General features: G+C 46.2%; 11 protein-coding genes. 5 read left to right on the top strand and 6 right to left on the bottom strand.

The annotated features are described in order from the left end of the window. Positions 1-80: 80 nt before the first annotated feature. From ruvC to ACRC32_RS22860, 3 genes are all read left to right on the top strand, one after another. The gene (gene ruvC, locus ACRC32_RS22870) at positions 81-626 is read left to right on the top strand and encodes a crossover junction endodeoxyribonuclease RuvC (RefSeq protein WP_041463549.1); all 546 of its coding nucleotides are present in this window, start codon (positions 81-83) and stop codon (positions 624-626) included. 236 nt (positions 627-862) lie between these two features. Next, positions 863-2,104, top strand: coding sequence for an FtsX-like permease family protein (locus tag ACRC32_RS22865; RefSeq protein WP_438556138.1), 1,242 nt, complete (start codon positions 863-865; stop codon positions 2,102-2,104). 202 nt (positions 2,105-2,306) lie between these two features. Then, positions 2,307-3,080 carry an ABC transporter ATP-binding protein gene (locus ACRC32_RS22860; protein ID WP_438556137.1) on the top strand — a complete coding sequence of 258 codons (774 nt, stop codon included), beginning with the start codon at positions 2,307-2,309 and terminating at the stop codon, positions 3,078-3,080. A gap of 32 nt (positions 3,081-3,112) precedes the next feature. Here ACRC32_RS22860 and ACRC32_RS22855 read toward each other — a convergent pair whose 3' ends face one another. The 4 genes from ACRC32_RS22855 to ACRC32_RS22840 form a co-directional block, all read right to left on the bottom strand. Continuing rightward, positions 3,113-4,075 (bottom strand): NAD-dependent epimerase/dehydratase family protein, encoded by a 963-nt coding sequence (locus tag ACRC32_RS22855; protein WP_438556136.1) that lies wholly within the window; start codon positions 4,073-4,075, stop codon positions 3,113-3,115. 105 nt (positions 4,076-4,180) lie between these two features. Then, complete coding sequence (locus tag ACRC32_RS22850) at positions 4,181-5,317, bottom strand: hypothetical protein (RefSeq protein WP_438556135.1); 1,137 nt, start codon at positions 5,315-5,317, stop codon at positions 4,181-4,183. 224 nt (positions 5,318-5,541) lie between these two features. Further along, positions 5,542-6,822 carry an aminotransferase class I/II-fold pyridoxal phosphate-dependent enzyme gene (locus ACRC32_RS22845; protein ID WP_438556134.1) on the bottom strand — a complete coding sequence of 427 codons (1,281 nt, stop codon included), beginning with the start codon at positions 6,820-6,822 and terminating at the stop codon, positions 5,542-5,544. A 279-nt stretch (positions 6,823-7,101) separates the two neighbouring features. Beyond that, entirely contained in the window at positions 7,102-8,196 is a 1,095-nt protein-coding gene (locus ACRC32_RS22840) for an aromatic ring-hydroxylating dioxygenase subunit alpha (protein WP_438556133.1), read from the bottom strand. Positions 8,197-8,391: 195 nt separating this feature from the next. Here ACRC32_RS22840 and ACRC32_RS22835 point away from each other — a divergent pair, with 195 nt between their 5' ends. Together ACRC32_RS22835 and ACRC32_RS22830 are read left to right on the top strand one after the other, a co-directional pair. Beyond that, the gene (locus ACRC32_RS22835) at positions 8,392-9,618 is read left to right on the top strand and encodes an MFS transporter (RefSeq protein WP_438556132.1); all 1,227 of its coding nucleotides are present in this window, start codon (positions 8,392-8,394) and stop codon (positions 9,616-9,618) included. Next, positions 9,615-9,740, top strand: coding sequence for a hypothetical protein (locus ACRC32_RS22830; RefSeq protein WP_438556131.1), 126 nt, complete (start codon positions 9,615-9,617; stop codon positions 9,738-9,740). The genes ACRC32_RS22835 and ACRC32_RS22830 overlap by 4 nt, the downstream gene beginning before the upstream one ends. Here the strand turns inward: ACRC32_RS22830 and ACRC32_RS22825 are convergent. Further along, the gene (locus ACRC32_RS22825; protein WP_438556130.1) at positions 9,711-11,405 is read right to left on the bottom strand and encodes a GH3 auxin-responsive promoter family protein; all 1,695 of its coding nucleotides are present in this window, start codon (positions 11,403-11,405) and stop codon (positions 9,711-9,713) included. The two genes, ACRC32_RS22830 and ACRC32_RS22825, sit on opposite strands and share 30 nt — an antisense overlap. A gap of 123 nt (positions 11,406-11,528) precedes the next feature. Continuing rightward, a partial coding sequence (locus tag ACRC32_RS22820) for a GH3 auxin-responsive promoter family protein (RefSeq protein WP_438556129.1) occupies positions 11,529-13,222 on the bottom strand: 1,694 nt, incomplete at its 5' end.

Genomic DNA, 13,222 nt, shown 5'->3' with positions numbered 1-13,222 from the left:
TGCGGAACAATGATAGCAATCTAGACATGGGAACGAGGTAAAAGGGTTCAGTGGGATCGAAACAACAAATTGAACAACGGCTGGAAAAACGCCTAGAAAAACGGATTCTGGGATTAGATCCCGGGCTAGCAATTTTAGGCTTCGGTGCTATTTGTACGCCAGTAGGAGATCCGATCGCAACAGCAACTTCATTAAAGTCTGCCCCAATTCCGACCCAAGCGATCGCCACTTCGGTCAAGTTGCTAGACTTTGGCATAATTCAAACTGCTGCTAAAAACGAGATCGGCAGCCGACTTTGTACGATTTATGAAGATTTACATACCATACTTCAAGAATGGCAACCGGACTTAGTGGCAATTGAAAAGCTGTTCTTTTACCGCATGGCTAGTACTATTTCCGTAGCTCAAGCACGGGGAGTTTTAATGCTTGTCCTAGCCCAGCACAACATCCCCTACATCGAGTTTACTCCCGCCCAAATTAAGCAAGCGCTCACGGGGTGGGGCAATGCCGATAAACGCGATGTCCAACTCGCAGTAGCCCGCGAATTAAATCTAGACTACATCCCTCAGCCAGACGACGCTGCTGATGCTCTAGCAGTAGCCTTAACTGCATGGTTTCAAGTGTAGGGAGCAGGGAGTAGGGAGTAGGGAGCAGTGACCAGTTAATAATCCACTACACCCTACACCCTACACCCTACACCCTTTCTTCACTAGTCACCAGCCACTAGTCACTGTCAACTGTCAACCGTCAACCAATAACAAATGACAAATGACGCATGACAAATGACAAATAACAAACTGTCTACTGTCAGAAAAACAAAAGTTGTTGCTCGGTAAGATATTCCTATACACGCTCTTGTCTTATGGTTTCACTCGCTCGTAAAAACCTGCTGGAAGATATTCCTCGCTTTTTGGTAGCGCAAGCAGGAATTATGTTCGCCGTGAGCCTGGTAACTATTCAAACAGGGATATTCAATGGATTTACGCGATCGGCAGCACAGTTAATATATAATGCCAATGCTGATATTTGGGTAACTTCTGATACATTAGTCCAGCCAGAACTCAGCTTGCCGCTACCAGCAACAACACTAAACCAAGCTCAGGAGGTAGCAGGAGTAGCACGCGCTGAAGCACTGATTTTTAAGAGTGCTGTTTGGCGACATTCTAGCAGCGATATCAATTTGGTGCGGGTGATTGGTTTCGATCCACAGGGACAACTATTTAACCCCAACAATCTGATTCAGGGTAGTAAGCAAGCTTTGCAACAACCTTATACCGCGATCGCCGACACTAGCACGTTGCGATCGCTAAACGTTAGCAAAGTTGGCGATCTGGCAGAACTCGGTTCTCTACCAGTGCGTTTAGTAGGCTTAACTCAAGGCAATCGCTCAATTACTTCTAATCCTTTTGTTTTCACGTCTTTAGAGAATGCCAATGCTTACGCAACTGGCGGTCAGAACGCTAGATTATCCTGTAAGTTGCAGACTGGTTCGGAAGACATTCAGTGTACGAGTATACCGACAAATCAGAAACAGAGTTCTCAAGCTAAACCGCGTCAGCTAGCAGCTTCAGACACGATTTCTTTTATTTTAATTCGCGCTCAATCTGGGCAAGACCTGCAACAGCTCAAGCAGAGATTAGAAACAGCTATACCCAATACCACTGCATATACTCAAGCTGAGTTAATTAAGAAAACGCAGCAGTTTTGGCAGCGCCGAACGGGGGTTGGTTTTATTTTGGGATTGGGTGCAACTGTAGGCATTATCGTAGGGGGCATCATTGTGGGTCAAATTCTCTATTCTTCCGTATCCGACCATTTGCGGGAGTTTGGCACGCTTAAAGCAATGGGGGCATCAGATTGGACTATCTATGGCGTAATTATCGAACAATCACTTTGGATGGCGGTTTTAGGCTACATCCCAGGTATAGTTCTTTGCTTTGGTGTAGGTGCATGGACTTTTGCGACGCAAGGTATAACGATTTTGATTACTCCTGCTACGGCGATTGCCGTGTTTGGCATTACAGTCGCAATTTGTGTCGGTTCGGCAATCTTTGCCATTCAAAAGGTAACGCGGGTCGATCCGGCAATCGTCTTCAAGGCATAATTTCCTTCTTCCTGGGGAGAGAAAAAAACTATTTACAATAAATATATACAACTTCATAGATGCTTCATTTATTCCGAAAGCTATATGGGGAGAAATAAATAAGGTAAGTAGAATACATCCATGCATTACAAAGATTAATATTTTTCCTGGCTACTCCAAATTTTCGTGAAGTTAAAATCATATCGATTAAATATTTGCAATAATGACAGCTTCTTTAATCAATTTTGCCACTGCAATTAAGCCTTCAGTCAAGCACCGCAAAAAATCGGCGGGATCGAACTGTGGCACAAATATCCCGGAATCGTCAGCCATTGTCGCCAAAGGTATAGAAATGGCATTTCAGTCAGGACAACAGCAGTATCCCGTGTTGAAGGGAATCGATCTCGAAATTCGATCTGGTGATATTCAATTACTTATGGGACCATCCGGTTCGGGTAAGACAACCTTACTCTCAATTTTGGCAGGATTGCTTACGCCAACAGAAGGATGCGTTTACTTGCTTGGCAAAGAGATTACCAGAATGTCTCGGGAAAAGCTGGCGAAATTTAGATTACATAATATTGGTTTTATCTTCCAAGGTTTTAACTTATTTCCGGCGCTAACGGCAGCAGAAAATGTCGAGTTAGTGTTGAATTATAAGGGGATTAATGGCGCGATCGCCCAAAAACAAGCACGAACTTTGCTAGAACAAGTAGGGCTGGGGACGCAGGTGAATCAAAAACCTAGCGATCTATCCGGCGGACAAAAACAGCGAGTCGCGATCGCCCGTGCTTTGGCTGGTAATCCTAAGTTGATTATGGCAGACGAACCCACGGCAGCTTTAGATTCTCAAAGCGGTCATAACGTGATTCAGTTACTCCGCAATTTGGCAAAAGAGCAAGGTTGCACCGTTTTGATGGTGACGCACGACACCAGAATTATTGACGTTGCCGATCGCGTCAGCTATTTAGAGGATGGAATGCTAAAGCAGAAGTAGAAATGGTAGTAGGGTGCGTTAGATAACGAACCCTATGTTAATTCTCGAACAATTTGACGCAATACTTCTTCCACCGATCGCGGTTGCCATCCTAACTCTTTTCTCGCCTTGGTAGCGTCAACCCGCACGCAGCGATCGTAGACGTAATGAACTCGTTCGCGGCTGAGGGGAGGTTGCCATTTCAACACTCTGCCAATTGGATCGAGAATATTACCGACAAGCTTGACAAGAGATTTGGGTGCTTCCTTGGGAACGGGAATTCCTGACTCTTGGGAGATAATTTGAAACATTTCCTTCGTGGGCAAATCTCCGGCAGAGATAATAAAATGTTCGCCAGCTTTGCCTTTTTGGGCAGCTAAAAGCATCGCTTCTACCAAGTCATCGACATGAACGATACCCGTAATGCGATCGCCTCCAGCCCATACTTTTAATCCGCCTTTGAGAAATTGTTTCAGTACGGGTCCGAAATGGGGATCGTCAGAGCCAAAAATTCCCGAAGGCATCACGCTAACTACAGGTAAACCTTGGGCAGCAAATTGGTCGGATAACTTTTGTGCTTTGTATTTAGTCACGTCATAAGCAGAGGAAAAGTCAGTTTGAGTGCGATTAAAAGTTTCATCAATAACTTTTCCCTGAGTATCGCCGTAAATTCCTACAGTGCTACAGTAAACGACTTTCCCCACTTTCAATTCTTGAGCAACATCTAAGACAGCGTGGGTTCCTTCTACGTTGACCCGTTCCATCTTAGCTGCATCGACTATGCCTAATTCCACATAAGCCGCCGTGTGAAACACCACGTCTACACCAGCCATAGCGGTGCGCAGAGCATGGCGATCGCTAATATCGCCGTAAACTAACTCTATGTGGCAGTCAGCCAGACGAGAAAGATCGCTAGACTTGCGTACCAAACCAACAACAGTATCTCCTCGTTGGGTTAAAGCACGGACTAAATGAGAACCTGTAAAACCGTTAGCGCCAGTAACTAGTGCTTTCATGAGTAGGGAGTAGGGAATAGGGAGTAGGGAGTAGGGGAAGAAGATAGTATTGAATCTTCCTTGTCCCCCTTGTCTTCCCCTGTTTCAAAAAGAGATCTAAAACATTTACAAAGCTTTCTCATAGATCCGGTAGGTTTTGTGAATTTTACCACCAGCAGCCTCTACCAGCTTGCGAGAAGCAGAGTTATCTTCGTAAATGTGTCCTAGTTCTGCCCGTTTGTAAGGCTTGCCTTTTTTGATGCCGCCTTGCATTCCCAAATAAATGAGAGCCAAAGAAACCATCTTGCGGCGATATTCAGGGAGGGAGCAAATGTAAATTACTCTCCCTTGGTCAATTTGGCGGCGATACCACAAGAATTTTAACGTGCCGAGCCAATCGAGTTTGCCACCTAGATGCTTGAGAGCAATATTGTAATCAGGTAATCCCATCCACATCCCCACCATTTCACCGTTGTATTCCGCAATGGGAAAAACATCAGGGTCGATCAGAGATTGAAACGATCGCGCTTTATCTAAAAACTCTGCTGGGGTTTGCGGTGAATAACTGTAGTTGTCAGTAAACATACGCACGAGGAGATCGTAAACTTTCAGCGCATCTGCCTCAAATTCCTCACCCTTAGTTCTAATGGGACGAAAAGTTATGCCAGCTTTACAAGCGATGCGATAAGCCTTTTCAAATTCCGCTGGTAAAGGTTTGTCTAGGGGAAAGTTATACGTGTAAGCATCTTTACCTTTGTACCAACCATCCCGTTCGATAAACTCCGGGTAATAAGGTGGATTGTAAGGCATCAAAATCATTGGTGGGGAGTCAAAGCCATCAACTAAAAATAAACAGCCGTTGTGAGTTGAAAAATCGATTGGTCCCCTAACTACAGTCATGCCTTGTTCTCGCAGCCAATCACAAGCAGCCTGGAGGAGGGCTTGAGCCACATCAAAATCGGAGATACATTCAAAAAAGCCGAAGACTCCGACTTTCTGACCTTCTTTCTCTATCAACCGTTGATTCACAGCAGCAACAATTCTACCGATTGGTTCTCCTGACTGAGATAGAGCGATAAATTGCTGTGCCTTGCCATACTCAAAGAAAGTATTGCTAGGCAAGAATTGCTTAGCTTCACTGCTGCGGATGGGGGGAACCCAGTAGGGATCGTTCGCATAAACCCTAGCAGGAACATCGAGAAAAAGTTCTTGTTCTACTGGAGTCGTGACAGGTTTAATTTGAAACTTTGTAATCGTTTGCATGATTTACACAGCAGTGTCAAAAAAATTGGGCGATCGCTCTTGTTTCTAATTGGATGAAATACACGCTCCGTAGGAGCGCACAGCCGTACGCCCCTACAAATGTTATGGACGCAAGCGAAAATTATGTTTAAAAAAACGATTAAGACCAAAATACAGCAATGCATCCTGGTCTTAAAAAATTATCTAAGTTTTTAATAATTGAATTTGGAATTTAGCTCGTTTCGCTAGGCGCTGATCATGGGTTTGTAGATCGTATCCCGAATTGCTACCATTCCTTCTACTAAGCGATCCATATCCTCTTCGGTGTGCAAGGCATTAACGGTGATCCGCAAACGTGGCTTAGCAATATACCAAATTGCCGATGCCCAGATGCCGTGTTCTTGCATTAATTGACGGGCAAAGTATTTCGGATTGCACTCAGTGGGTAACACGACGGGGACGACGTTGGTTTCGCCCAAAGCTTCAAAATCATGCTTAGCCAAACGCGATCGCAGATATTTGGTTTTTGCTTGCAGTTGTTGTACCAGCTCGGGATTTTGTCGCACTTGGCGAATGCTTTCCAAAGCAGCAGCAGCAGTAGGTGCAGGTAAAGAAACCGTTCCGATGGAAGTGGGAGAGAAATTCATCAACGGGATCAATTCAGCCACGGGACTGCTAATTGCTGCCCCAGCCGAAGCTGCAAACTTAGAAAATGTGGTCATAATCAACGGCACGATCCCCCGCGCGATCGCATTTTGAGGGGTTATCCCAAAATACTCGTAAATCCCCCTTCCCGTGGCTCCAATCGCACCGCTAGCGTGTGCCTCATCCATCACCAGCACGCTACCTTCATAGTTTTGTAACACGTCAAGCATATCTGGTAGAGGGGCGATGTCACCATCCATTGAGAAGACAGCATCGGAAACCACCATAATTCTGTCGTCGGGACGGGCATATCGATATAGTTTCCGCTCCAAATCTTCGGTATCGCAGTGACGATAGGCTTTGACGCGGACGCGGGGGCTGTGGCTGAAGACTTTCCCAGAGCGAGTCCCGGCATTGACAACAGCCGAGACAATACAGCCGTGGTTGAGTACGTCAGTCAGGATCAGAGTCTCTCTCGTATTTTGAAATCCTGGTACGGGAATGGCAAGATGGCAGAAAGCATCCATCAAGGCTTGCATTGCCATCCAAGCATTCAAAAATAGCTGGGTGTGGGGCAGATGCTTAAAAGCAGAAATTTCTGCTTCTAGTTGACGGTGTAAGTCAATGCGACCGTTTAAAACTGAGGTTCCACTATTAGAAGTACCGTATTGCAAAATCGCATCAATTGCCGCTTGCTGCACGGCTTCGTTCTGCACCAGTCCCAACACATCATTGGTGCAGAATGTCAAGACAGTTTGTCGCTTACCCGTTGCTCCTTCTTCGACTTCGACTAAATTACCTTGGCGGCGATGACAAATGAACTCATCGGGGGCTAGCCCGCTGTCATATAAGCGCTGAACGTACTCTTTGACTACTTGCACGAATTTACTCCCCTCACCTGAAATTCCCAGATAGCTTTGTGCGTCTGGCTAAACATTATTAATATTTTCCCTGGTTAGGTAATTTTTAGACTATCCAGGTTCTTATTTCCTGCCGGCTCGGGCAGCTTAATGTGAGTCTATGAATAAGACATTTTGCCAGCACTATACCATTCATAGCGATCTTGCTGGCGATCTTTGACTGTATTGACGAGATAATTGCTTCATGCGATTGATAATAGATTAGCTTGACTCTACCCGACTAGAAGAGATCGCTTCCGATTAAGACAGCGATTCCCCCTGCTGGTTCCCTGAAAGTTGGGAAGACAGGGTTTTGCGGCGATATTGCTCGTATTGCCGCATCATGACCTTTTGCAGGGCAATAATTGCCGGATTAATTTCCACATAGCGACGTTGGGGGTTGTTTGAATAAGTGAGTTGCTCGCTCTCCATCATTTCGATATCTTGATCGAGAAACTTGGAAAATAGAAAGCGCCAGATACAAGCAGAAATCAGGGGTTTGAACGGCTGCACCAACCACTTAGGTAAATTCAGCCGCAGAAACATCAAGGTAAACGATTTGGTTTCCGTTGCTCCCATAGGCGATCGCATCAGGTATAAAGAGGAAACCCCCTCTAGAGCACTGTGGTAGTGGGGATATTGGTAATGGAGCGAGACAGTACGGGTTGTCACCTCATCACCGCGATCGCTTAAACCCAAAATTTTAGTCATGACTCCCTTGTAAGACACTCGATAATCGGCATGAACCGATGATTCTGTCGTCTTCAAGCTAGTCAGCACGGGGTCAAACCAACCTTGGAGGTTTTTGTGTAAAAACCCGTGAAACACATCCATCGTGTTTTCGTTGCAGATGGTAAAATGCGCCTGGAAATGAGCCGGAATTGGAACCATCAGACAATCTGGATCGTCGAATTCCGGTATTTCTGGTAAGGGAATGCTAGTTGCCAAACTCGCATCGCCAGGAAAAATCCAGATCAGATTGTATTTTTCGCAAACAGGATAACTGCGAACTTGAGCGCATGGTAGTTTGTGTGTCTCAGGGAGATATGGGATTTTGACGCATTGACCTGCACCGTTAAATTCCCAACCGTGATAGGGACATAATAAATGTTTCCCCTGAATTTGCCCTTTATGTAGAGCTACACCCTTATGCGCGCACGCATCATCTAAAGCATGAAGTTGTCCGTCCGTGTCGCGGAAAACAGCAATTGCTTGTTTCCAGATCGTTACGGGCATAATATGACCAGGTTGCAGTTTATTTGCCCACCCAACCGGATACCAGTAATCTGGATTAATCCCGATCTCGCGGATAGCATTCTGAACTGTCTGACTTGTTAAGGTCGTAGCCAGTTCCATGAATCGTTCCTCTCTTGCCTGATTCTGACAATATTTAGCTTTCTAGTGTCCCTTAATTCGGCAAAATTGTCAGCATAATTCCTGACAGCACGCCAACTGTCCACTCATACTACTAGGGAGCAGAGAGCAGGGAGCAGGGAGCAGGGAGCAGGGAGTAGTGAGTAGTGACCAGTTATCAGTAACGACTTCCTCAACATGCGCAAATTATCACTATCGCCAACAGTAGCTTTTGCCGCGATCGCCCGTAACCCTCAGTTAATGGTGTTGATGGCGGCTGGCTCCCTAACTACGATGACTGGGGCAGTTTTCAACCCTGCCTTGGGGGAGATCAAGCACCAACTTCAGCTCGCTCCAGAGATTGGCGGTTATTTAGCAGCCGCTCATGTTTGGGCGCTGGGTCTTTTTAGTCTTCCCCTCGGAATTCTCTGCGATCGCGTCGGAAGAGTAAAGGTACTTATAGTTTCCCTGCTTTGTTATGCCGTCTTTGGTGCTGCTGGAGTCACAGTAGACGATTTTCTTCCCTTGATCGCGCTACGAGGATGTTTGGGAATCGCTACAGCAGGCATTACGTCCGCTAGCTTAGGTCTGCTCACGAGTATGTATGAGGGTGAGGAACGAGCCAAAGCATTAGGTTATGCCACGGGAACGCTGACGCTAGCGGGGATCGTCTTTCCATTGTTGGGGGGTGGAGTAGGCTATTTCTTCCACTGGCGATACATTTTCTGTCTATACGCGATCGGGCTACCATTAGCAGTATTGACAGCCAAGATTTTGCCACAGCCACCCGAACGTACTTCAGTCAAAACAGAGCAAGAGCGACCTAAACATAAACTGTGGCAAGTTTTAGGACGCTACCAAACAATCTGGTTATTGCTAACTCTGAGCTTGACATCAATCGTGATGTACTCGGTTGTCTTCTATACCCCGCAGTATTTCAAAGATACAATTAATGCCAATACGCTGACTAATAGCCTCGTCTTAGCTGCTCGCGCTCTGGGTGCAGCAATGATCTCTGCTTTTGGAGCCAGAAGGCTTTCTCAATCGTTGGGTTTGTATAAAGCCACGGCTATCGGCTTCATCTTGATGGCGCTGACGCTCAGCACGATCCCATTTTTACGAGAGATCGGTTTAATTATGTTAGCTGCGGTCGGTTTTGGTGCTGGGTTTGGTCTGATCCTACCCAACCTTTACGATGCTCTGGCGGGTCTTGCGCCTTCCCAGTTGCGATCGAGCGTGCTATCAGCGGGGGCTGGAGCAGGCTTCATCGGTCAATCTTTCTGTCCAATTGTGTTAGGCTTTGTCGTCAAAAAGCACGGTATAGAAGCTGCTTTTTTTACGGCTGCAAGTGCTTCGATTGTCGTCGGGATGCTGTTGCTCTTATTTGGGAGCAGGGAGCAGGGAGTAGTGACCAGTGACCAGTGACCAGTGACCAGCTAACAATCCACTACACCCGACACCCGACACCCCACACCCCACACCCCACACCCCACACCCCACACCCTACACCCCATTCTTCACTGTTCGCTGTCCCTATCTTCTGGTAACCTCACCTCTTGCTGTACCTGCAAGCCAGATAAGAAATTGCGGTCTTCGCTGATGTGGGGAAACTTGAGTTGAGAATCGGGAATGCCCTTTTCTATCTGTCGTTGGCGGAGGATGGCAAAGCTACCAGGAGCTAAAATTCGCAGTCGGGGTGGCGGAATCGGATCTTTGCGGCTAATTTCATAGTGGGTGTTTGCTGCTTGTAATTTGCGATCGCACTCATTTAAAAAAGCTTGCGGATCTTCAAGCTTATAGCCATGAGCTAACTCAATGTTGAGCAGGTAGCGAGCGGGAAAATCATTTTCAGATAAAGTCATACAAAAATCTTCTAGTAATAAGCCGAATTCCTGCTGTACGGCTTGCATCACCTGAGTCGCATGGGCTTCCGTCGTCTTTTCTGTCGTAGAAGAAATCAAACCACCTTGACGGTGACGAAATACAATTAGCGGTGCTTGCTCGTAAAATCCGACTACCTCGATGACATCGCCAATATCGTAGCGATAAAATCCGTTATAGCTCGTAGTCAGAATGCGATACCGTTCTCCCGATCTGACTTCGGTAGCGAGTAGTGTTTTCGGTTGTTCTTCTTGCCACTGGTCTTGCGAGATAAATTCAAAAAAACCGCTTTCCAGGGCTAAAATGCTGCTGTCGTCGTCGAGTTTATGGTAGATGCTAAACATCCCTTCGGCAGAAGAAAATACTGCACCGAAAATTGGTGTATTGCCGAAATAGGTAGGGAATCGCTCGAAATAAAAGTCGGACGTACCTCCACGGGCGCAGGCGACAAAAGACAAATTTGACCAGGCGAGATGAGGGGTGAGCTTACCTTCCGACTGGAGAATTTCCCGTAATTCATTGGCTCGAACTGGATTGGCTGATAAGCGCTGCTCTAATGTCAGTCGTAGTTCCGGTTCTACTTCTAACCAATTGGCAATGGTTCCTGTTTCGATATCTTGGATAAGGTCTTCACCAAATTTTGCTAAATAGTTGCAGGTACGGAGGATGAGCATCGGAAAGTTAGCTAACATCCCCCGCATTAAAGGATCTTGTAAGGCAAATAATAAGGCGAGGTAGTGACGGGCAGAGCTATCTGCGACTTGGAGAGTCTCGTATGGCTGGGCAAAAAATTGCTCGTACAGCCATTTATCCATGCTGAGAACACCAGCACTAGCAGGACCGTAGGGAATACCAGCACTGGTACGTCCCCATTGTTGAGTAGAATTTGTCAGGAGAATTTTGCCAAACTGTTGCCCTCTAGAACGTAAGGCGGCGGTTAGAAAGCCCATACTGGTTAGGGTAGCTTGACGAGTGATATTTTGCGATCGCCTCGTCGTCGGAATCATTTTCTTTTTGCCCGTCGAACCACTTGTCAGCGTCAAGTACACCACCGGGTCGGCTGTTAAAACATTTTCTTTGCCCCCAGCAATTCTTTCTAGATAAGGTTCGTAGCTGGAATACGGTAAAATTGGCACTCGTTTGCGAAAGCAATCGACTGTTTTAATCTCACCGAGCTGATATTTCCTACCAAATTCTGTATCGCGATGAGCTTGTAACAAGCGCAACAAAAACCGTTCTTGTACTTCTGCCGTCCGGCGAGTTTTTTTGATAAAGTTTGCCTTTGTCAAATCTGTAACAGCATTTAAAGCGGACAGAACGAGATTGACCATTCAGCTTTCTCAACTCATCAAATACTGATTCAAGCAGATTAATTGTGTTTAGAATATGACAATTTTGTGGTGTGCAGTCATTTATCATTTGTGAGTGGCTAGCTACTTGCCACTCACTACTACTCACTGCTCCCTGCTCCCTGCTCCCTGCTCCCTGTTATTAATTGATAACTCCACTTCCCGTTCCACTTGCAAGCCAGCTAGGAAATTGCGATCTTCGCTGATGTGGGGAAATTTTAGTTGAGAATCTGGTACTCCTTTCTCTAATTGCCTTTGCCGCACGATCGCAAAGCTGCCAGAGGCAAGAATTCGCAGTCTTGGCGGGGGAATTTGATCGTTGTTAATCCGCTTGACGGCGTAGGAAGTGTGAATTGCACTCAGCTGACGGTCAAAGCGATCGAGAAATTGCTGCGGATTTTCTAATATTTTTCCAGGCGCAAGCTCGATATTCACCAAATAATATGCGGGAATGACATCATCCGATAAGGTAATACAAAAATCTTCTAGAGGTAAGTCAAATTCTTGTTGTAATACCTGCATGACTTGAGTGACGTGAAATTCAGTAGTTTTTTCTGAGGTTGAAGACAGCAAGCCACCGCGCCGATGGCGAAATACAATCAGTGGTGCTTGTTCGTAAAATCCGACGACTTCCATGACATCGCCAATGTCGTAGCGATAGAAGCCGCTGTAGTTACTCATCAAAATTCGGTAGTAGTTTCCAGGTTTGACTTCGCTAGGTAGTAGTGTTTTTGGTTGTTCTACATCCCACTGATCTTGAGGAATAAACTCAAAAAATGCACTGTCGATCGCTAAAATACTGGCATCAGAATTTAGCTCTGGGTAAATGCCAAACGCGCCTTCTGACGAACAACAAACCGCGCCAAAACCTGGTGTCTTGCTAAAGTAAGTAGGAAAGCGCTCGAAGTAAAAATCTGAAGTCCCGCCTCTGGCTGCAACTGTGAAGGCAAGATTCGACCATACTGCTTCGGGGGTGAGTCTACCTTCTGCTTGCAAGATTTCTTGTAGTTGCTTGGCACGGTTGGGGTTAGCGACTATTTGCCGTTCTAGTTTGAACCGCAATTCTGGTTCTAGTTGCAACCAAGGTGCAAGCATTCCTTTGTCAATGTCGCGAATAAAGTCTTCTGCATATTGTTCTAAGTAGCCGCAGGTGCGGAGGATCAGCATGGGAAAGTTGGCGGCTATTCCCCTCGTATCTGGCTGTTGTAGCGCAAATAGCAGACAAAGATAATGGCGCGTCAGGCTATCGGCTGCTTGCAGTGTCTCAAAGGGATGAGCAAATATTTGCTCGCACAGAAATTTCCCCATCCGCAGGACTCCAACGCTAGCGGGACCGTAGGGAATTCCACCACTGGTACGTCCCATCAGTTGAGTTGAGTTAGTGGCGATGACTTTGCCAAATTTAGAACCCCGTTGTCTTAATGCCGAGCTGAGAAAGCCGATACTTGTTAGATTGGGACGGCGTAAGGAGTTTTGAAAGCGTTTGGTGACTGGGATGAGCTTGTGCGCTCCTGTAGAACCACTCGACAGGTTAAAAAAAACAACGGGATCGGGGGTAAGAATATTCTGTTCCCCTTGGGCGATGCGATCGCAGTAGGGTAAATAGCTACTGTAGGATGATGCGGGGATATGCTGGCGAAATTGCTCGGCAGTTCTAATGTCTTTAAATCCATACTTTTGCCCTAGCTCTGTCGCCTGATAAGCTCGTAGTAAATCTCGCAGAAATCGCTCTTGTACTGCTTCAACTTGGCGCGTTTTTTTGACAAAGTTATCCTTTGTATGCTCGGCAACAGTTTGCA

The organism is Chroococcidiopsis sp. (assembly GCF_051657925.1).
Taxonomy (GTDB): Bacteria; Cyanobacteriota; Cyanobacteriia; order Cyanobacteriales; family Chroococcidiopsidaceae; genus Chroococcidiopsis.
Note: the sequence above shows the minus strand (reverse complement) of the source record. Positions and strands in the feature narration are given on the sequence as shown.